The organism is Paenibacillus xylanilyticus (assembly GCF_013359935.1).
Taxonomy (GTDB): Bacteria; Bacillota; Bacilli; order Paenibacillales; family Paenibacillaceae; genus Paenibacillus; species Paenibacillus xylanilyticus.
Genome location: NZ_JABMCB010000177.1, coordinates 97,898 through 118,849, shown reverse-complemented (window position 1 = coordinate 118,849; position 20,952 = coordinate 97,898). Strand labels below are relative to the sequence as shown.

General features: G+C 47.5%; 16 protein-coding genes. 14 read left to right on the top strand and 2 right to left on the bottom strand.

Annotation, left to right across the window (positions count from 1 at the left end):
• Positions 1–19: 19 nt before the first annotated feature.
• A complete protein-coding gene (locus HP552_RS11635) occupies positions 20–838 on the bottom strand; it encodes an AraC family transcriptional regulator (protein WP_175395634.1) in 819 nt (272 codons plus the stop codon).
• 159 nt (positions 839–997) lie between these two features.
• Here HP552_RS11635 and HP552_RS11630 point away from each other — a divergent pair, with 159 nt between their 5' ends.
• From HP552_RS11630 to HP552_RS11605, 6 genes are all read left to right on the top strand, one after another.
• The gene (locus HP552_RS11630) at positions 998–2,110 is read left to right on the top strand and encodes a Gfo/Idh/MocA family protein (RefSeq protein WP_175395633.1); all 1,113 of its coding nucleotides are present in this window, start codon (positions 998–1,000) and stop codon (positions 2,108–2,110) included.
• A 211-nt stretch (positions 2,111–2,321) separates the two neighbouring features.
• Positions 2,322–3,290: a sugar phosphate isomerase/epimerase family protein gene (locus tag HP552_RS11625; RefSeq protein ID WP_175395632.1), complete on the top strand. Its 969-nt coding sequence runs from the start codon at positions 2,322–2,324 to the stop codon at positions 3,288–3,290.
• Positions 3,291–3,314: 24 nt separating this feature from the next.
• Positions 3,315–4,043 carry a ThuA domain-containing protein gene (locus tag HP552_RS11620; RefSeq protein WP_175395631.1) on the top strand — a complete coding sequence of 243 codons (729 nt, stop codon included), beginning with the start codon at positions 3,315–3,317 and terminating at the stop codon, positions 4,041–4,043.
• A 322-nt stretch (positions 4,044–4,365) separates the two neighbouring features.
• Positions 4,366–4,662, top strand: a complete 297-nt coding sequence (locus HP552_RS11615; RefSeq protein ID WP_148565210.1) for a winged helix-turn-helix transcriptional regulator — start codon at positions 4,366–4,368, stop codon at positions 4,660–4,662.
• A 232-nt stretch (positions 4,663–4,894) separates the two neighbouring features.
• Positions 4,895–5,623 carry a hypothetical protein gene (locus tag HP552_RS11610; protein ID WP_175395630.1) on the top strand — a complete coding sequence of 243 codons (729 nt, stop codon included), beginning with the start codon at positions 4,895–4,897 and terminating at the stop codon, positions 5,621–5,623.
• Positions 5,624–5,810: 187 nt separating this feature from the next.
• Positions 5,811–6,521 (top strand): hypothetical protein, encoded by a 711-nt coding sequence (locus HP552_RS11605; protein ID WP_175395629.1) that lies wholly within the window; start codon positions 5,811–5,813, stop codon positions 6,519–6,521.
• A 90-nt stretch (positions 6,522–6,611) separates the two neighbouring features.
• Here HP552_RS11605 and HP552_RS11600 read toward each other — a convergent pair whose 3' ends face one another.
• Complete coding sequence (locus HP552_RS11600) at positions 6,612–7,328, bottom strand: Crp/Fnr family transcriptional regulator (RefSeq protein WP_175395628.1); 717 nt, start codon at positions 7,326–7,328, stop codon at positions 6,612–6,614.
• Positions 7,329–7,761: 433 nt separating this feature from the next.
• Here HP552_RS11600 and adhE point away from each other — a divergent pair, with 433 nt between their 5' ends.
• The 8 genes from adhE to HP552_RS11560 all read left to right on the top strand — a co-directional run bounded on the left by adhE (position 7,762) and on the right by HP552_RS11560 (position 20,934).
• A complete protein-coding gene (gene adhE / locus HP552_RS11595; protein WP_175395627.1) occupies positions 7,762–10,374 on the top strand; it encodes a bifunctional acetaldehyde-CoA/alcohol dehydrogenase in 2,613 nt (870 codons plus the stop codon).
• Between the two features lie 541 nt (positions 10,375–10,915).
• Entirely contained in the window at positions 10,916–13,174 is a 2,259-nt protein-coding gene (gene pflB, locus HP552_RS11590; RefSeq protein ID WP_175395626.1) for a formate C-acetyltransferase, read from the top strand.
• A 121-nt stretch (positions 13,175–13,295) separates the two neighbouring features.
• Positions 13,296–14,045, top strand: a complete 750-nt coding sequence (gene pflA / locus HP552_RS11585) for a pyruvate formate-lyase-activating protein (protein ID WP_175395625.1) — start codon at positions 13,296–13,298, stop codon at positions 14,043–14,045.
• Positions 14,046–14,307: 262 nt separating this feature from the next.
• The gene (locus HP552_RS11580) at positions 14,308–15,672 is read left to right on the top strand and encodes an ABC transporter substrate-binding protein (RefSeq protein WP_175395624.1); all 1,365 of its coding nucleotides are present in this window, start codon (positions 14,308–14,310) and stop codon (positions 15,670–15,672) included.
• A gap of 55 nt (positions 15,673–15,727) precedes the next feature.
• The gene (locus HP552_RS11575; protein WP_175395623.1) at positions 15,728–16,612 is read left to right on the top strand and encodes a carbohydrate ABC transporter permease; all 885 of its coding nucleotides are present in this window, start codon (positions 15,728–15,730) and stop codon (positions 16,610–16,612) included.
• Positions 16,612–17,442: a carbohydrate ABC transporter permease gene (locus HP552_RS11570; protein WP_175395622.1), complete on the top strand. Its 831-nt coding sequence runs from the start codon at positions 16,612–16,614 to the stop codon at positions 17,440–17,442. The genes HP552_RS11575 and HP552_RS11570 overlap by 1 nt, the downstream gene beginning before the upstream one ends.
• Before the next feature lie 30 nt (positions 17,443–17,472).
• The gene (locus HP552_RS11565; RefSeq protein ID WP_175395621.1) at positions 17,473–19,308 is read left to right on the top strand and encodes a cache domain-containing sensor histidine kinase; all 1,836 of its coding nucleotides are present in this window, start codon (positions 17,473–17,475) and stop codon (positions 19,306–19,308) included.
• The gene (locus HP552_RS11560) at positions 19,309–20,934 is read left to right on the top strand and encodes a response regulator transcription factor (RefSeq protein ID WP_175395620.1); all 1,626 of its coding nucleotides are present in this window, start codon (positions 19,309–19,311) and stop codon (positions 20,932–20,934) included.
• Positions 20,935–20,952: the final 18 nt, after the last annotated feature.

The following is a 20,952-nucleotide window of genomic DNA, read 5'->3' as shown; positions in this document are numbered from 1 at the left end:
AGAATTGACGTATGATACCTTACATCTGTTCCCGGTGAATAAGGCGAAATTCCTTGGGCGACATGCCGAACCGGGAGCGGAAGACGCGGTGGAAATACGTATAATTGTTAAATCCGGACGATTCGGCTACATGTTCCAGTGTCATCGGACTGAAAATGATCCGTTCTCTGGCCATGTTCAGCCGTACATCCAGGGTGTATTGCATAATGCTTTTGCCAAACGCTTCTTTGAAGAGGTGAACTCCGCGTGAAACGCTGATGCCAACATGAGTTGCCACATCTTCAAGCTTGAACAGGGAGGAAGCATTCTCCTCGATATAATTTTTTATTTCATATGCCACATAATTGGTATTCGTAATCGTTGGATGCTCAGCGAGCAGTCGGTCCACTTCCAGACACAGGATACGCATGTAGTAACTTGAGATCTCAGGATACGGATTGGAGATTCGGCGCTGCTCCAGCACGAGTTGACGGAACAGGGTCAGCAGGCTTTCGGTCAGTTCGACCTTAATCCGGTTAGGCCTCTTGTGGCGTTCCCACCATTCATCCACCCAGGAGCCATTGAAAAAGATATGGTAGTCACCGCTCTCTACAAGCCGTTCCCCCATTGGATTGCGTTCATTGTCTACTTTGAGTTCATATGGCTCGTCCGGACTGAAAAGAAGCAGATCGCCCGCATCAATGAGTGACATCTCGTCATTGATCCGTGCCCGGCAGCGTCCATCGGTTTGCAGCCTCATAAGATAGTTCTTAACCCCTTCGGGATGAATACCCGCATAGGGTTTGCGGTGAAATGAGAAGCCTGCTGTAAGAACCTGGCAGGAATAATCGGTCGGCATTGGCATACTCCTTGCAATTTGAAAATTATGACCAGATAGTTCATGTTTCGATCATATTATTCATTTTAATTGAACCCAAAACGGAATACCATAGTATTAAATTCAAGGCACAACATTCATGCACAGCTTCTCACCATGCGTAAGGAGATGAACGTCACATTGGAGAAAATAAAAGCAGGCATCATCGGGTGCGGAAACATCAGCGCCATCTATCTGGAGAATCTCAAAAACAGTCCCCTTATAGAAGTTGTAGCTGTAGCGGACTTGATTCGTGAACGCGCTCAGGAACGGGCAGATGAATTTAATATCGCAAACGTTTACAATGTAGATGAGTTGCTGCAAAATAAGGAAATCGAGCTTGTGCTGAACCTGACGGTACCTGGCAGTCATGCCATGACCGATCTGGCTGTGCTCGAGTCAGGCAAACATGTGTATGCCGAGAAACCGCTGGCCATTTCTCTAGAAGACGGTCGCAAGGTTATTGAGCTTGCTGAAGAGAAGGGGCTGTATGTCGGATCCGCACCAGATACCTTCCTTGGGTCGGGCATCCAGACTGCACGTCAGGCCATTGAAGATGGTATGATCGGGAAGCCGATTGCGGCTACTTCATTCTTCATGGGTGGCGGACCAGAAGCATGGCATCCCGATCCGGAGTTCTTTTACATTGCCGGAGGCGGACCTATGTTTGATATGGGACCTTACTACCTGACCGCCCTGGTTACACTGCTTGGACCGATTCGGAGAATCAGTTCCTCTGCAGGCATCCAGATTACGGATCGCGTCATTGGATCGGGTCCGAAAGAAGGGACGCCTCTGCGGGTACAGACTCCGACCCATCTGGCAGGGACCATCGATTTTACGGACGGTGCCATTGCAACGATGATTACCAGCTTCGATATCCGTGGAGCATCGGACCTGCCGCGAATTGAGATTTACGGCACTGAAGGCACGCTGAGTGTACCTGACCCCAACTTCTTCAATGGGGAAGTGAAGCTGCGCAGATTCGGTCAGGACACGTGGGAGACGGTAACCCCAGTTTTCGAGAGCAGACAAAATGAACGTGGAATTGGTGTTACCGAAATGGTCGAATCCATTCGTGCCGGACGTGAACACAAAGCCAGCGGCAAGCTTGCATATCACGTGCTTGAAGCCATGCACGCATTCCAGCGCTCTTCATTAGAGGGCAAGCACATCATGCTTGAGAGCACCTATGATCCAATTGCAGCAACCAAAACGGATGAAGATCAGACAGAAATTGTACAATCGCATTAGCAATCACATGTTCAAAGTGAAGTAAGTGCCAGCACATAAGGATGGTTCTTCCACGGGAATAACCAGTATTGTTACGTTTAATTTCAGGATAGAAACGCTCTTGATTTTCCACACTATTAAGACAAACTTGTGATCTGAACGGTACATTTATGCAGTTCTTGGTTCATTTAATCAGCAATTATACGACATTTAATCCAGGGAGGAATCGCACTTGAAACTCGGCGTATTTTTGGTATTATTCGGAGGACGTAAATTGGAGGATGCACTTGATTACGTAGCATCCAAGGGCTTGAAAGCAGTGGAGATCGGAACTGGAGGTCACCCGGGCAATGCACATTGTAATCCGGAGGAGCTTTTGAACAATGAGGCAGCACTGAAAAACTTCAAAAACGCGGTGGAATCGCGCGGTCTGACCATCAGCGCACTTAGCTGTCATGGTAACCCGCTGCATCCACAAAAAGATATCGCTAAAGGTTTCCACGATGATTTCGTCAAAACCGTTCAATTGGCTCAAAAACTGGAAGTTCCAGTAGTCAATACATTCTCCGGTTGTCCGGGAGACCATGAAGATGCGAAATATCCGAACTGGCCTGTTGCCCCATGGCCGAATGACTTCCAGGAAGTTCTGAAATGGCAATGGGAAAACAAAGTGATTCCTTACTGGACAGAGTGGGGCAAGTTTGCAGCTGATCACAATGTGAAGGTTGGATTGGAACTGCACGGCGGATTCTCGGTGCATACCCCAGCTACATTGCTGAGACTGCGTGAAGCTGCTGGTGAGGTCATTGGTGCCAACCTGGATCCAAGTCACATGTGGTGGCAAGGAATTGATCCTGTGCAGGCGATCCACATTCTCGGACGCGAGGGTGCCATCCATCACTTCCATGCAAAAGATACAACCATTGATCCGGTGAACGTAAACAAATATGGTTTGACAGATATGCAGGATTACACGAATATGCTGGACCGTGCTTGGCAATTCCGGTCGGTTGGCTACGGTCACGATAACAAGACTTGGGCAGATATTATCAGTGCCTTGCGTCTGGTAGGTTACGATTATGTTGTAAGTATTGAACACGAAGACGGTCTGATGTCGGTTGAAGAAGGATTCTCTAAAGCCGTGCAAAATCTCCAGCAAGTATTGATCGAGGAACCGCTGGGAGACATGTGGTGGGTTTAGGGTTACACTAGGGGGAAATTGAATATGATTAACGTCACCATTTGGAATGAATTTGTCCATGAGAAAATTCACGATGAAGTAAGAGAAGTCTATCCGGATGGTCTGCACCGGGCGCTGGCAGACGGACTTGGCGGCGAAGGATTCGCGATTCGGACAGCTACACTGGATCAGCCTGAACACGGATTAAGTGATGAAGTGCTGAATTCCACAGACGTGCTTATATGGTGGGGACATATGGCACATGATCGCGTAAGCGACGAGATCTCACAGAAGGTAGCACAGCGTGTATTGAACGGCATGGGACTGATTGTTCTGCATTCCGGGCATTTTTCCAAACCGTTCAAGGCATTAATGGGCACCAGTTGTGATCTGAAATGGCGTGTAGCCGACGAGCAGGAGATCGTATGGTGTGTCAACCCGTCTCATCCGATCGCGGACGGGATTGAAGGCAAGATTGTACTCGAAAAGGAAGAAATGTACGGTGAGTTCTTCGATATTCCGGTACCGGATGAACTTGTGTTCGTAAGCAACTTCCAGGGTGGGGAAGTGTTCCGGAGCGGCTGTACGTTCCGTCGCGGCGAAGGCAAAATCTTTTACTTCCGTCCAGGCCATGAAACGTATCCGACGTATTACAAGCCGGAAATTCTGAGAGTCATCAGCAATGCGGTAAAATGGGCGTACCCTGCCCGCAGCTTCAAGCCGGAATTCGGCAGAAGTGAACCTGTAAGACCATTTGGTGGCGTGCTGGTCTAGGCAGCAAAATTGGTATCGTGACGGACAAATGAATTGGAATACCAGAGGAACCCTTCTCCGAGTCAAGTATGACTGTGGCAGCTGGGTTCTTTTTGGGTAAAATAGCAATAGGCGAGTTATACGATATTTGCCATGGTTCATCGATTCGTCCTGAGGTATACTGTGTTGTATAGTCGAAGTAGAATAATGCCTATAAAATTTTAACTTTTTGACGGCAGACGTTTTCTTTGAGACGTAAATATGTTATTATGAAATATACTAACAAAATGTAAGTTGAGTGATCTCTAAAGAGGTGATTAATGTGGAAGGCCAAGATTTGCGGATGTGTCCGCGTTTTGAGACAGCATTCTCGTTTTTGGGCAAGCGCTGGAACGGTTTGATTATTCAAACGTTGATGAGTGGGTCAAAACGATTCAAGGATATTTCCAATCTGATTCCGTCGATGAGTGACAAGATGTTATCTGAACGGATGAAAGATCTGGAGAGTGAAGGTATTCTGATTCGTCATGTTTATCCCGAGACGCCTGTTCGTATTGAATACGAGCTAACAGAAAAAGGGAAAGCACTTCAGCCTGTAATGAACCAAATTCAGGACTGGGCAGAGCAATGGGTAGATTAAACAACAGATATCCAGGCTCGGCTGAACGACCTGATTACAAAGAGCTCTTGATTTCCATGGGAATCAGGAGTTTTTTGTCTTATAAAATCAGAAGTCGTAACACGTGCACTTGCCGGTATCCTGGTATGTCAGAAACCAGCTTTTTCCTGCAGGTCCTGCACATATTGACACGAGTTGTAGTATAATTTAAGAAAAATGGCCGCAGGCGGCCGGAGCGAGGAGGCCACTTGTCATGAGAGAAGAAAGCTTATCCCGTGAAGTACGCTACGGCAAACAAGATATTGCGGAACTTGAGAACGCATCCATTCAGGTACATCTGATTTACAAAAAAGCTGCGGAACTATTCAAATACTATGTTAGTCCCCGACTGGAGAATCGTGATCTTGAGGAAGGGAATCGGTCAGGAACGAGCAATGGTCAGGAACTGGCTCCGGTCGTCCTGCAGAAATGGATCCAGACTTCTTCAGGCTGGAAGTGCATTGGTTGTGAGTTGAAGTATCCGGAGTCTATGCTGGATAAGCACGAAAATGAGTTTTCCCGTGGTCATTATGCCATGGCCTCAGGTGAACGAAGAAATGTGAAACCGGAGATGCTAATTCAGGCCATTGTATGGTCTCAATATGAAAAAATCAGGCTGCTGGCGCCTTGGCTTGGCGATGAAGCTTTCTATACTACACAGGAACTGGATGTCATTGCCCGGTATATTGTACCCACCTATTTCTCTGAACGCCCGCTGCATGAACAGGGCAAACTCTTTAAGGTTCATCATCCATACGGTCAGATTCCGTTGTATCAGGAATATGTGGCTGCTCCTTCTTTCTGCGTACAGATGGATGGTGAACTGTTGGAAGGGCGATTGCTGACAGGAGTTTATGTATCCGAGGAGCAGTTCTATGGACTTAATCCGTATCTGAAGAATGGAGACGGAGGCAGGACCTATATGCAGGCTTGCGTTCAATAAATGGTAAATGAATAAAAGGGTTTAAGGACCCGAGCGAAGGAGCCCGTAAATGCGGGCTCTTTATGCTATTAGGAAGAAATATGGAAGAATAGTAACGGCATTGACACTTTTTTTGCATGAATGTTGTGCCATAATAGAAGTTATGGACAACAGGGTAAAGATTTTTACGCAGGGTGGTGTTACCGACATGAAGAAGAAGATCCCCGGTTACATCGGTTTATGTTTGCTTATTTTAGCTATTCTGGCCGGATGTACTGAGACACAGCCTTCTGAACAGCCAGTGGTCAAGGAGACCGATTCCTCCAATACCATTACCGTGGCTGTCGATGGAAGTACTTTTTTGCCTGATGCAACGAAGTCCATTAAGAGGGATTTTAGTGAAGGATTGACGCTCAAGAAGGCCCTACAGAACAGCGGACTGGTCGATTTTACAGCCGACGGCAAACGGATTCAATCCGTAGGGGAAGTTTCACTCGATTCCTCGCTTAGTTGGGCAGTTAAACTAAACGGCAAGGATATTGATCCGGAAAATTGGGACAAGGAGCTTCATGCCAAAGATGAAGTGATCATATACGTAAAAGCCGCCGACAGTACAGGAGAAGGTGTTGCCTATCAGACAACCCTGCTCAAGATCAGCGGCGGCAATATTATGCCAAATCTCAATCGTCAATATGCGGGCGTCTATATCCAGGAATGCACGGTTCGTGATGTACTCAAGTCCAGCGGTATTGTAAGGATGTCGGAAAATAACAAATACGTTGTTTCGGTTGAAAATGTTGTTCCACGAATGAACCAGCGCTGGGTAATCATGGTGAATGACAAGGAACTGATGGAGAACGGTTTGGATATGAAGTTAAATCCTCGTGATGCGGTTAAGCTACAGTTAACGGCATCTTAAACATACTAAAAGCCCGATCCTTGGCAGAGGACGGGCTTTTTTCATACCATAACAGTTCTCGGCAGGAGTCGAAAATGCCGGATTCATGGCTTAGATGCGGCAGATTTCATTGGGACATAGTTCACAATGACAGATACCTTGAAGCATCTTGAGGTCTTTGATGACAATCATGCCGTTGTCATATTCAATGGCATCCTTTTTGCGCAGATCGCTTAACATGCGATTTACACTTTCCCGGGTCGCACCAATCATATTGGACAGGTCGGTGTGGGTAATTTTTTTGTGAATGATCACATGCTCACCATGGGGCTCGCCATAGGAATTGGACAAACGAATCAGGGTGGAGCAGAGCGCACCTGGTTTGCCGTATAACATCAAGTCCCGGAATTTGGTCTGGGTTAAGCGATGATGAATGCCCATCCATTTCATAAAGTCAATGGCGAAGTCGCAATGCTGGCAGATCAGCATCTCCAGATCTTTGTGCTCCAGGACACCAATTTCACTGTCTTCAAGGACTTCTGCCGAGAACGTATGCTTGGAGCCGAAGAATGGGTCGGCCTGGCCAATCATATCACCAGACTGATACATGTACATGATGAGTTCCTTGCCTTCATCCGTTGATTTGGTGATCTGGGCACGGCCCCTTTTCATATAATAAAGTTTGTCGGACACATCTCCTTCCCAGTACAGGTGGGTCCCTTCAGGATAAGTACGATCCTTCATGGTAACGAGCAGATGGTTGAAATTCACTTCCGAGAAACAGTTCGTATTGCCGCGTTTTTCCATTACACTCAGTTGTTCTCTCATAAGTCTATCTCCCCTTTGTATCCATCGGAGGGGCTGCCCCATGCAATTCCCGCCCCGTGGTTCGCCGCAACCGTTACCGTCCTGATCAGGGTCATCTCGGCCGGGGAGGACGGTACAAATTGCGGTGGTTCAATTTTTAAGTTCAGTATATACCTAATCTTACCGTTTGAGGGGCATGGGAAGGGGGCAAAAATGACGAAATTTCAAACATTGTGATTAAATTCACTTTCGTTGGGGAAGGATGCAATTGACAGCCCTATAGTTTAAATAGGAAATGAAAATGAGCAGTGAAGAAATCACAAAAAACTTAAATTAAATTTGTTATACTTTGTGAAAATAATCACATAATTATGCTTTTCGACATGTTACGATGTGTACGTAAAGAAGAGAGACAAACCAAAAACCAATACGAACCTTTAGGAGGATGAGGGAGATGGCTGTAAAGAACGAAGTCGCCCCAGCAAAAGAACCGACAGCAGGTCAGTATATTCAAACGTTAATTGACAAAGCGAATAAAGCACACGCTGCATTCATGTCCATGGATCAGAAACAGATTGACCGTATCGTGCAGGCCATGGCACTGGCAGGTCTGGACAAACACATGATGCTCGCCAAGATGGCGGTGGAAGAAACCGGCCGTGGTGTGTATGAAGATAAAATCACCAAAAATATATTTGCAACAGAATATGTGTACCACAGTATCAAATATGACAAAACCGTAGGCGTCATTGAAGATAACGAATACGAAAGCTTCCAGAAAATAGCGGAGCCTGTCGGCATCATCATGGGGATTACACCGGTGACCAACCCGACATCCACCACGATGTTCAAGGCATTGATTTCCATCAAAACGCGTAATCCGATTATCTTTGGCTTCCACCCATCAGCACAGAATTGCAGCCGCGAAGCTGCCAAAATTCTACTCGAAGCAGCCGTGAAGCATGGTGCTCCGGCCGATTGTATTCAATGGATTGATGATCCATCCATGGATCGTACGAACGCACTGATGAATCATAACGATGTGGCACTCATTTTGGCGACAGGTGGATCAGCGATGGTACGTGCAGCGTACAGCTGCGGTAAACCGGCACTCGGCGTGGGACCAGGAAACGTACCTTGCTTTATCGAAAAATCTGCGGATATTAATCAGGCAGTCACAGATCTGATCTTGTCCAAATCATTCGACAACGGCATGATCTGCGCTTCCGAGCAGGCCGTCATCATTGAAGAGCCGATCTTCGATCAGGTGAAAAAGAAAATGATTGCGAACGGCTGTTATTTCGTCAACAAGGATGAGGCTGCGAAACTGACAGCAGGCGCCATCAATGCAGAGAAATGTGCGGTTAATCCGGCCATCGTTGGTCAATCCGCGTCCACCATCGCGCAAATGTGCGGGATCGAGGTTCCGGCTGGCACCAAAATTCTTGTAGCAGAAATTGAAGGTGTTGGAACCAAGTTCCCGCTGTCTGCCGAGAAACTAAGTCCGGTACTGGCTTGTTATAAAGTAAAAACAGCAGCTGAAGGCATTGAGCGTGCAGCAGAAGTGGTTGCTTTTGGCGGCATGGGTCACTCCTCGGTTATCCATTCAAATAACGAAGAAGTCATCAATAAATTCGCGGATCGTCTGCAAACCGGACGGATTATTGTGAACTCACCATCCACACACGGTGCCATTGGGGATATTTACAATACCAACATGCCATCGCTGACGCTGGGATGCGGTTCGTATGGACGTAACTCGACCTCTTCGAATGTAACTGCCGTGAACTTAATCAACGTGAAAAGGGTGGCTCGCCGTACCGTGAATATGCAATGGTTCAAAGTGCCAAACAAAGTATACTTCGAAAAAGGAGCAACACAATATCTTGCCAAAATGCCTGATATTACTCGCGTAGCGATCGTTACGGATGCGATGATGGTCAAACTGGGCTATGTGGAAAAAGTAGAGCATTATCTTCGTCAACGCCAAATGCCGGTTGCGATCGAAGTATTCTCGGATGTCGAGCCGGATCCATCCACAACGACGGTGGACCGTGGTACGGAAATGATGCATCGCTTCCAGCCGGACTGCATTATCGCCCTTGGTGGTGGATCGCCAATGGATGCCGCCAAAGCCATGTGGTTGTTCTATGAATATCCGGATACAGACTTTAACGATCTGAAGCAAAAATTCATGGATATCCGCAAACGGATCTATAAATATCCACGCCTTGGATCCAAAGCCAAATTCGTCGCCATTCCGACAACGTCGGGTACAGGTTCGGAAGTCACATCGTTTGCCGTAATCACAGACAAAAATCTGGGTAACACCAAATATCCGCTCGCAGACTACGAGCTGACGCCAGACGTAGCGATTGTAGACCCAGAATTTGTATATTCGCTCCCTAGAACTGCCGTAGCCGATACAGGTATGGACGTACTGACTCATGCGATCGAAGCCTACGTGTCTGTCATGGCGAATGATTATACGGATGGCCTGGCCATCAAAGCCATCCAGCTGGTATTCCAATACCTGGAGCAATCGGCGCTGCAAGGTGACAAGTTGGCACGTGAGAAAATGCATAATGCATCAACGATTGCCGGTATGGCTTTTGCCAATGCATTCCTGGGAATCAACCACAGCTTGGCGCACAAATGGGGCGGTCAGTACCACACAGCACACGGACGTACCAATGCCATCCTGATGCCGCACGTCATTCGTTACAACGCGAAAAAACCGACCAAATTTGCTTCGTTCCCGAAATATTCGCACTTTGTAGCAGATGAGCGGTATGCCGAAATCGCCCGCATTCTGGGATTGCCTGCACGTACCACGGAAGAAGGGGTGAACAGCCTCATCAATGCGATTCGCAAACTGAACAAAACACTGGGCATTGAGGAATCGTTCCAGGAAATCGGATTCGATGCAAAAGACTTTGAAGCTCACGTGGACTATCTGGCCGATCGTGCATTCGAAGACCAATGTACAACAGCTAATCCGAAACTGCCGCTGGTGACTGAACTGGCCGACGTTTACCGGAATGCGTTCTACGGACGTTTTGAATAAACATAGTCCAAAATAGAAAACAATTAGATTGAGGTTAAGGCAGTAGGTTCAGGGTTCCCCAAAAGGGGAGCCCCAATTGCCGTCTTTGGTCGATGACGGAATCCTTTGGGATCCGTTGAATTTAACAATTTACACGACAACGGAGGGGCAGAAATAACCTGTAAAAGCGAAGCGTTCGCGTTTATTCCCGGATTTTTCCCTTTGAAAAGGGAATGAAAAAATCTGGGGATAACAGCGATTGGAAGGTTGTTCTGCCACGCAGTAATCCGGTGTAAACTTTTACCTTCACCATGATCCAGCAACGGTGGAGTGAGGTAGTTCACGGACTTTGTGACAAAAATCACAGATGGTGAAACACGGAAGACGTATACTGAAAATGTAAGAAAAACATCCATCCCGCGGTTCCGGTTACCAAGTAGAGAGAACATGTTCCGGCTTACATGTGAAAATGTTCACATTTAATCGCGGCTCTGGGCACAGATGAGACGATTGATGTACCCTATCATGTGTCCGGAAATCCAAATTTTGTGGAGGGATTACTATGTCGGTGATCGAAAAAGATGTCAAACAACAAACAGGCTGGAGAAGCTTTACGAAAGGCACATGGACCAAATCCGTGGATGTGAATGATTTTCTGGCACATAATTTATCTCCGTATTACGGGGATGAAGCATTTCTTGCAGGGGCAACGCAGAACACCAAAGACCTGTGGGATATCGTATCTGATCTGACCAAAAAAGAACGGGACAACGGCGGCGTACTGGATGTGGACGTAAACACCCCGGGTACGATCGTATCTCACCAACCAGGGTATCTGGATCAATTCAAAGAACAGATCGTCGGTGTGCAAACCGATGCTCCATTCAAACGCTCCATTCAGCCAACAGGCGGAATTCGCATGATGATTGATGCATGTCAAGCATACGGCTTCGAAATGCCTCAAGAAGTCATTGATATATTTACCAATATTCGCAAAACACATAATCAGGGTGTATTTGATGCTTACACATCCGAAATGCGTGCAGCTCGTAAAGCCGGAATCATTACAGGTCTGCCGGATGCTTACGGCCGCGGACGGATCATCGGTGACTATCGCCGGGTAGCTCTTTATGGTGTAGACTTCCTGATTCGTGCCAAAAAAGGAGAACTGAACGCACTCGAAGTGGATGTGATTGATGAAGACGTAATCCGTCTGCGTGAAGAGTTATCCGAACAGATTCGAGCACTGCAGGAATTGAAGCAGCTGGGTGAAATGCATGGTTTTGATATCTCCCTGCCGGCTACAACAGCGAAAGAAGCATTCCAGTGGTTGTACTTTGGATATCTCGCTGCAATCAAAGAACAAAACGGCGCGGCCATGTCCCTTGGACGTGTATCTTCGTTCCTGGATATCTACATTGAACGTGATTTACAGGAAGGTAATCTGACTGAGGAACAGGCACAGGAACTGGTTGACCACTTTGTCATGAAACTGCGGATCGTCAAATTCCTGCGTACACCAGACTATAACGAGCTCTTCAGTGGTGATCCAACGTGGGTAACCGAGTCCATTGGCGGAATGTCCGTGAACGGAGAAACGCGTGTAACGAAAAACAGCTTCCGTTTCCTGCACACGCTGCACAATCTGGGGCCAGCACCGGAACCAAACCTGACTGTACTCTGGTCCACCAAACTTCCGGAAGCTTTCAAACAATATTGTACGAAAGTTTCGATTGAAACCAGCTCCATCCAGTATGAAAACGATGATCTGATGCGTCCAATCTACGGTGACGATTACGGTATTGCCTGCTGTGTATCGGCCATGAAGATCGGTAAACAAATGCAGTTCTTTGGCGCCCGTGCGAATCTGGCGAAAGCTCTGCTGTATGCGATCAACGGTGGCCGTGACGAGAAATCCGGAGCACAGGTCGGACCGGAGTATCCGGCAATTACAGGCGAAGTGCTGGATTACAATGAGGTCATGAAACGTTTCAAACCGATGATGGAATGGCTGGCTAAACTGTACATGAACACCCTTAACGTCATCCACTACATGCATGACAAATACAGTTACGAGCGCATTGAAATGGCTCTGCATGACCGTGATATCGTACGTACCATGGCCTGTGGTATTGCTGGCCTGTCCGTTGCTGCCGACTCCTTGAGTGCAATTAAGTATGCAAAAGTTAAACCGATTCGTAACGAGCAAGGAATCGCCGTTGATTTTGAAATCGAAGGAGACTTCCCTTGTTACGGAAACAACGAAGACAGTGTCGACAGCATCGCGGTTGAACTGGTGGAAAGCTTCATGGGCATGATTCGCAAACACAAAGCGTACCGCAATGCCGTTCCAACGCAATCCGTTTTGACCATTACTTCCAATGTGGTATACGGCAAAAAAACCGGTACTACACCGGATGGACGTAAAGCAGGCGAGCCGTTTGCTCCAGGGGCGAACCCTATGCACGGCCGTGACAAAAAAGGTGCACTGGCATCTCTGGGCTCTGTAGCCAAATTGCCTTACGAACACAGTCTTGACGGGATCTCCAACACGTTCTCGATTGTACCTAAAGCGCTCGGAAAAGAGTCCGATACCCGCAAATCCAATCTGGTTGCCATGATGGACGGTTATTTCGGTCAAGGTGCTCACCATCTGAACGTGAACGTATTTGATCGTCAGCAGCTGATTGATGCCATGGAGCATCCGGAAAATTATCCACAATTGACAGTACGTGTATCGGGCTATGCCGTAAACTTCATCAAATTGACGCGTGAACAACAGCTCGACGTCATCAACCGTACTTTCCACGGTTCGATGTAATAGGAAGATGAAGTCGTGGCCGTATCGAAGTCGCTTTCATAGGACTTCGTGAGGCCAGGGCTTTGGATCGAAGTGACAACATAAACGCACAGCGGATGCGGATAAGAAAGGAAGAGGCAGCATGGTAAACGGACATATACATTCACTCGAAACTTTCGGGACGGTTGACGGCCCCGGCATCCGCTTCGTGCTTTTTATGCAGGGATGTCACCTGAAGTGCCAATATTGCCACAACCCGGATACATGGGCGCTTGATGGAGGCAGGGATATGAGCGTGGAAGAAGTTCTCGCGGAAATTGAACCGTACTTGACCTACTATCGCAGCTCAGGAGGCGGACTTACCATATCCGGAGGGGAACCGACGCTGCAGGCTCACTTCGTTGCCCAGGTTTTCAAAGAAGTAAAGCGGCGGTGGGGGCTGCATACAACTTTGGACAGCAACGGTTACAATGAACCGGATCGTATTCTTGACCTTTTGGATCATACTGATCTTGTGATGCTGGACCTGAAGCATATTGATGATGCAAAGCATATCAAGCTTACCGGGAAATCAAATGAAAGAACGCTCCGTATGGCTCGGTGGTTATCGGATCATGGTCGGAAAATGTGGATCCGTCACGTCTACGTGCCCGGCATTCATAACGATGAGCAAGATCTTCTTAATCTGGGGCGTTACATCGGTACATTGAACGGAGTCGAAAAGTTTGAAATTCTGCCTTATCACCAGATGGGGATCTACAAATGGCAGGCTCTAGGCAAGGTATATCCACTTGACGGTGTACCTTCTCCGACCGAAGAAGAAGTGGAACGGGCGTATCGCCTGATTGAACAGGGCCGGAAGGAAACAGCTGGTACGGTTTGTTCCAAATAGATGATCCACCAAAAGATCCATCGAATGATCCATCCAGGGATCAACATCTAATATATATTGATCCATCAGCCAAGCAGTCTTTGCGACCCGTGTCGCAGAGGCTGTTTTTATTGCATTTTACATGAAGATAACGATGAAGGCCTGTTCAGTGAAGGATTTTATCCCCTCATTGATGAATTGTCATCCTTACGATGGGAGCTTCGGCTTTTTATAATCAGAGTGTAAAACCAAATGTGCAATATGCTGAGGAGGGTCAACGACGATGAAAAAAAGAATGATAATGCTGCTCTCACTACTGCTTGTAACATCCTGGACGCTGGCTGCATGTTCGGGCTCAGGGAACGAAAGTCCACAAGGGGCTGCAGGCTCAGACACAGAGACCAGTAAGGAACCGGTCGAGATGCTGCTGCGCCACACCCAGGTAGGTGCGGATAAACAGAAAAGGCTGGCCATACTGCAGGACGTCGTCGACAAGGTAGAGAGTGAAGTACCCAATCTGACCTTTACTCTGGACGGAGTGGAATCCGATGTGAACCGCAAGGAGAAGCTTCGCGGAGAGATGGCTGCCGGCAATCCGCCGGATATATTCGAACTCTTCGGCAGTCCGGATTCCAAGGTGTATGCCAAGGAAGGCATGCTGCTGGATCTGACACCGATTCTGCAAGAACTGGGTATCCAGGATCAGTTTACATCCCTTGAACCGTTCACGTATGAAGGCAAAGTATATGGACTGCCAATTGGTGGCTCGGGCGAAGGCTTTTTCTACAACAAGGAATATTTCGCACAAAAGGGCTGGCAAGCGCCAACGACCATGGCTGAACTCGATAACATGCTGGCCGAGATCAAAGCGGATGGCAAAGTACCCCTTGCTTCGGCTTCCAAGGCAGGCTGGGTTCCGCTGATGCTAACGAACCATCTGTGGTCTCGCTATGCCGGGCCGGAGATTACGGCGAAGTTTGCAACAGGTGAAGCCAAGTGGACCGATCCGGGTGTAGTTCAAGGCTTTGCGAAGCATAAGGAATGGGTCGATAAGGGCTATTTCAAAAAAGGCGAGCTTGGATTCGAATACGCAGAGTATACGACTCAATTTACGAGTGGTGAAGCTATCCTGATGTATGACGGCACATGGAAATCATCTGTATTCAAAGAAGGTCAGAGCGGTGAATCGCTCATCGGCAAGGTTGGATTTTTCAATATGCCGCCGGTAGAGAACGGAGTAGGGGATCAGACTTCCCTCATGCGTGACGTTAACAATGGGTACGGCTTCTCGGCATCAGTAGCGGACGATCCACAGAAGCTGGAGGCGGTAAAAGCTTTCATCAAAAATTTCTACAATGAAGACATGCAGGTGCGTGGACTTGTGGAGGATGGTGTACTTCCTGCCATGAAGCTGGATGAGAAGGTATTAACCGACAGCATCACCGATGAACTGATGAAAGAGATCGTTGCTGTCCTGAATGCGTCCAAAACGTCATTCCCGGCATTTGATGCGCTTGTGCAGGCAGACGTGACTACCGAAATCAGCAATCTGCAGATCCAAAAACTGATTGGTGGACAGACCACGCCGGAGAAGATGGCGGAGGAGCTGCAAAAAATCCAAGAGGAAGCCAATGCTTCCGTGGAATGATCGAATGCATGAAGGCCATAGCTGCTGCAACTGAAGTCACTGAAGGAGGCTGGACATGAATACTTCACTCCGCAGCCCGCTCATTTATGCTCTGTTTGTATTGCCGGCACTGATCCTGTTTGTGATGTTTTTTCTGTATCCGATTGGCAGCTCTCTATACTACAGCTTGACCAGCTGGAATGGTGTTTCGACAGACCCACGATTTGTGGGTTTGTCGAACTACGCCAAAGCTCTGACCGATGAACGGTTTTGGATTTCCACACGGAATAACGGATTTTTTATCGGATTTTCGGTATTCATTCAGGTTCCGCTGATTGTGTTGTTCTCGCTCTTTATTGCCAACGTCAAGCGATTAAAGGGGTTATACAAAACTGCTGTTTTTTTACCTTCCATCATGTCCACGGCTGTAATCGGAATTTTGTGGGGATTTATCTATGAGCCCAACATCGGGCTGTTAAATCAGCTGCTTGACATGTTTGGCATTCCACCGGTGTACTGGCTCTCGGATAATCGCTTTGCGATGCTGTCCATCCTTGTAACGAATGCCTGGCAGTGGACAGGTTTTTACATTGTCATGGTGCTGGCGGCCATTCTTGCCATTCCCCGTGACCTAGATGAAGCCGCGGCAATTGATGGGGCTACGGCAGTACAGCGCGCAACCCGAATCACATTGCCATTGATCAGACCCATTATTTCGGTTGTCATTATGCTGTCCATTGCCGGAGCGATGAAGGCAGCGGATATTGTACTTGTCATGACCAAAGGCGGTCCCGCCGGGTCCACTGAGGTTCTCGCCACGTATATGATCAAATACGCGATCACCAATTTTAAATACGGTTATGGCAATACAGTTGCAGTCCTGATCTTTGCTCTGACACTTGTGCTGACGGCCGTATATCAGCTGTTGGTAGCAAGGCGCAACGAAAGGGTGGAGTATTGATGGCGAAGAGCATTAGAGGCACCATTCCCCATGTGATGTTAATGCTGTATTTAATCGCAATTTTGTTTCCATTTTTGTTCGTCATCTTCTCTTCATTTAAACAGGACAACAATGAGATCGCTCTCCATCCATTCGGTTTGCCAACGACTTGGGTATTCAGCAATTACGTGGAAGCCTGGGTCAACGCTAAAATCGGTACGTATTTCTGGAACAGCCTGTACATCTCAGTCCTGTCTTCGGCAGGTACCATTATACTGGGCGCCATGTTTGCTTTTGCCGTAACCCGGATGAGACACCGCAAATGGAGCCTGTTTCTGTACAGTCTCATTCTGGCAGGTATGCTCATTCCGAATAATGCACTGATGCTGCCCATTTATTTGCTCGTTCGCAAGCTGGGCATACTGGACACACATCTGGCTTTGATTGTTCCTTATGTAGCAAATGCGATTCCATTCACGATCATTATTCTGGCTGCTTTTATGAGATCACTCCCCGGAGAGATTGAGGAAGCGGCGGTCATGGATGGCTTGAGGGCCCCAGGGATCTTTGCTAAAATAGTGATACCTCTTACGGTTCCAGCCATCGTTACGGTATTTATCGTGAATTTCCTCGGCAACTGGAACGAATTTTTGCTCGCCAACTATTTCCTATCTACAGATAAGCTGCGTACCCTGCCTGTAGGCATGGTCCAGTTTCGAGATCAGTACCAGATGAACTATGCCCAGATGTCCGCAGGAATTGTATACAGCGTTGTACCTGTTGTTGTCATTTACGCCATACTGCAGGAGAAAATTATTGAAGGTGTGACCGCAGGCGGTGTCAAGGGTTGATGAACGAGGCGGTTGATGGGGAGAACGGATATGAACTTGCGCATGAAGCTGGCTATGGCATTTCTACTGCTGATTATTGTACCGATGTGCGCACTTGGCATTGGCATGTTTCTGGTCACATCACATACGATTGAGAAAAAATATAACCAGCAGGCCGAATACGCCCTCCAGGCCATTAGCTACAATATCGAGAATGTTTTTCAGCAGATTAACAATGTCACCGATAACGGAATTGCCACTTCAGTATTCCAAATGGCGCTTAACGCCAAAGACCCGACCAAGCAGGATCTTGGAACCGGCAATCAATTGTCACTTAATGCCAGCCAGCGCAATTTTCGTTCTCTTCTATATAATTATCCGTTTATTAGCTATGCCTTTTTGTATGATTTGCGTTCATCAGAGAACAATCAGATCGTATCGATATTCACCAAAGAAAATTTTGAAGCTCTGCCTTTTCAGCAATTCAAGGTACACCCCTTATTTCAGGAAATTCAGCAGCTCAACGGTGTGCCCAAATGGCTTGCTCCACTTGAATATCCCGAACTTACCGGTGTTGATCCTGTTTTTACTCAGATCAGGCTGGTGAAGGAACTCAGTTACTTTCAAAATATCGGGATTCTTGTGGTTCAGATCAAAAAAGGAGAGATTGACCGGATCTTCCGGCATCTGCAGATTAGCGACTCCGCACAGAATACATCCTTTCTATTAACCAATGAAGAAGGTTTAGTTGTCTATGATCCTTCCGGGCGGTACAGCGGAGAGAAGATGGAGAACCTGGGAGTCAACGCTAGGAGTTACGGGCCCGGCTTCAGCAGTATCCGAACTGTATTCGATGGCACGGAGAGTATCCTGTCCCAATATCATCTGAAAAACTATGGCTGGAACTTGGTCAGCGTAACTTCTTGGGAAGCGCTGTCAGCAGAGACCAATGTATTTGCAGGCTGGTCGGTGATCATTATTCTGATCTGTCTTCTTGCCGCGATGGTCTTCAATCTGTTTTTTATGAACCGTATTACCGGCAATATTGCCGTACTGGTCCGCTTCATGCGGCGAGTGGAGGATGGAGACTTCAACGCAAGGGTAGAGGGAAAAGGTTTCGATGAGATGCAGCTTCTTGCCCACGGGTTTAATGAACTGCTGGACCGGATTGGCAGCCTGTTTCGTCGTGTAAGGGCAGAGCAGCAGCAGAAGGCCAAGGCTGAGCTGCGTGTGCTGCAGGCCCAGATCAAACCACACTTTCTGTTCAACACGCTGGAATCGATTAACGGACTCGCTATGCGGGGAGAAGGACGGAAAGTCAGTGAAATGGTAACCCGTCTGGGCAATATTCTTCGCATCAGCATCCAGGACCAGGAGGAAATTCCACTGGGTGAGGAAGTAAGGCATCTGCAGAGCTACCTTGAAATTCAACAATACCGATTCAGTGAATTGTTCACGTATGAGGTCGATATTCCTACTCATCTATATGCATCTTCCGTACTTAAACTGACCTTGCAGCCGTTAGTGGAAAATAGCATCCAGCATGGCTTCGAGGGCATTGAGTATAAGGGCATACTTCGGATCAGTGCATTTGAGGACCACAATAATCTGGTACTGCGCGTGGAGGATAACGGACTTGGCATTCCCCAGGAAATAATGGGGAGATTTGAATACATGGCAGAGGACCCGCCGGATCATATGCAGGGACAAGAAGGAGAGCAGCAGCTATCTTCTATGACTGAGCGCCGAGGATTGGGTTTACGAAGTGTAGCGGACCGGATACGAATTCGGTATGGGGCTGGATATGGCATATTTATATGTTCAGCTTCAGGTCATGGGACAGTCATTCAATGCATAATTCCACGATATGAGCAGGAGGATGCCTAGATGAATCTGACCGCAATGCTAGTTGATGACGAACTTCCGATTTTGGAAAATTTGAGTTTGATCTTACCGTGGGAGGACATGGGAATTGAAATTACCGGCACCGCCAGAAGCGGGGTGGAAGCCCTGGATAAGGTGGCTGAATGTCATCCGGACATTATACTGTGTGATATTCGCATGCCAACCATGGATGGCTTAGAGCTCATTCGCATACTGCGGGAACGAGGGGAGTCATGCGAAATTATTTTGCTCACCGGATATCAGCAGTTTGAATATGCCCGAACCGCCATCCGTTACAATGTTCATGAATACATATGTAAACCGATTGATTATTTGAGTTTGGAAAACAAGCTGCGCGAGTTAACCGAACAGATCCATAAGAAGCGTATGGCAAGTGAGTCTGAACGTCATCGCAATGTAGAGATGGAAAACTGGATTAGACAGAAACAGGTGACCGATCTGCTGGCTGGTGAGAAGAAGATGTCAATCGGTTATCCGGCACAAGCTCCGGAACAGCTGGTGTCTTCTGTTCGTTATATTCTGATCCTGGTGGATGTGGAGGGTTACTTCCGTTATTCCATCGGCTGGTCTAGTGACCAGCATCAGCAATGGCATGATGAGATCCTTTCCAGCCTGAGAGTCTTAACGGGAGAAATGGAAGGAAGCATGATAATATCCGTCCGCAAGGGGGAATGGGGCATTTTACTGGAGGCTTCAGGTGCATGGGAGTTCCAGGCAGATGAAATAGCTCAGCGTGTCCTGCTAAAGCTTGATGCCATGTTTGCTGCGGACTCAGCAATGAAGGTAAGGATTGTTCAGGACGTTATGCCTGTATGTCTGGATCAGCAGATCGCCGAGCGATACCGACACTGTCAGCGCATGTTAATGAATCCATCCGATAACAGAGATGATATTAGGTCTGTGACAACGTCAGTTTCATCGCAATTACAGCCCAACGAAGTATCCAAAAAAGCAGCATGGATTACCAGAGAGGAACTGGAGCTGTTCACGCGCTGGATTCGTCAGGGGAACAAGCAGGAATTAGTTCATCTGCTGCATTCGCTTAAACATCGATTGAGCCAATTGGAAGTTTCGTCAGACAGTATAGGCGAAAGTAATATTCGTTTTTTGCTGGTACACATGCTGCGTGAACTGCGCGAAGTTCATGCGATTGCTGAACAGGAAGAAAAACAGTTCTGGGATGCACTTCAGATGGCTGCTTCCATGAAAGAACTAGTCGAACTTACGGAGGCGATTGCCCATGCTTGGCATAGTAAGCAAGGTGTATCCAGACCTTCGGTTTCTGAGTTGATAAAGTCTGCATGTGAGTATATGGATACACGTTTGGAACAAGATCTTGGCATAGATGAGGTTGCGGATTGGCTGGGAATCAGTTCGAGTTATTTTTGCCAGCTGTTCAAAAGCCATGTAGGGGTCACGTTTGTTGAATATATGACTCATAAACGGATGGAAAGTGCTGCATTATTGTTGAGTACAACGGAGTGGAGTATTACAGCCATCGGGGAAGCCACCGGCTACAAGGAACGGCGTTATTTCTCCAAAGTGTTTCATAAACATTTCCACATGAAGCCATCGGAATACAGGCAAAGCAAACGAACTGGCACTTGATTTGAGGAGGGAATGCGT

Bases quoted from the DNA above. Each gene is read 5' to 3' on its own strand.
- HP552_RS11610 (WP_175395630.1), top strand. From the start codon at position 4,895: ATGAGAGAAGAAAGCTTATCCCGTGAAGTACGCTACGGCAAACAAGAT.
- pflA (WP_175395625.1), top strand. From the start codon at position 13,296: ATGGTAAACGGACATATACATTCACTCGAAACTTTCGGGACGGTTGAC.
- HP552_RS11620 (WP_175395631.1), top strand. From the start codon at position 3,315: ATGATTAACGTCACCATTTGGAATGAATTTGTCCATGAGAAAATTCAC.
- HP552_RS11580 (WP_175395624.1), top strand. From the start codon at position 14,308: ATGAAAAAAAGAATGATAATGCTGCTCTCACTACTGCTTGTAACATCC.
- HP552_RS11600 (WP_175395628.1), bottom strand. From the start codon at position 7,328: ATGAGAGAACAACTGAGTGTAATGGAAAAACGCGGCAATACGAACTGT.
- pflB (WP_175395626.1), top strand. From the start codon at position 10,916: ATGTCGGTGATCGAAAAAGATGTCAAACAACAAACAGGCTGGAGAAGC.
- HP552_RS11570 (WP_175395622.1), top strand. From the start codon at position 16,612: ATGGCGAAGAGCATTAGAGGCACCATTCCCCATGTGATGTTAATGCTG.
- HP552_RS11560 (WP_175395620.1), top strand. From the start codon at position 19,309: ATGAATCTGACCGCAATGCTAGTTGATGACGAACTTCCGATTTTGGAA.
- HP552_RS11615 (WP_148565210.1), top strand. From the start codon at position 4,366: ATGTGTCCGCGTTTTGAGACAGCATTCTCGTTTTTGGGCAAGCGCTGG.
- HP552_RS11575 (WP_175395623.1), top strand. From the start codon at position 15,728: ATGAATACTTCACTCCGCAGCCCGCTCATTTATGCTCTGTTTGTATTG.
- HP552_RS11605 (WP_175395629.1), top strand. From the start codon at position 5,811: ATGAAGAAGAAGATCCCCGGTTACATCGGTTTATGTTTGCTTATTTTA.
- HP552_RS11635 (WP_175395634.1), bottom strand. From the start codon at position 838: ATGCCGACCGATTATTCCTGCCAGGTTCTTACAGCAGGCTTCTCATTT.
- adhE (WP_175395627.1), top strand. From the start codon at position 7,762: ATGGCTGTAAAGAACGAAGTCGCCCCAGCAAAAGAACCGACAGCAGGT.
- HP552_RS11565 (WP_175395621.1), top strand. From the start codon at position 17,473: ATGAACTTGCGCATGAAGCTGGCTATGGCATTTCTACTGCTGATTATT.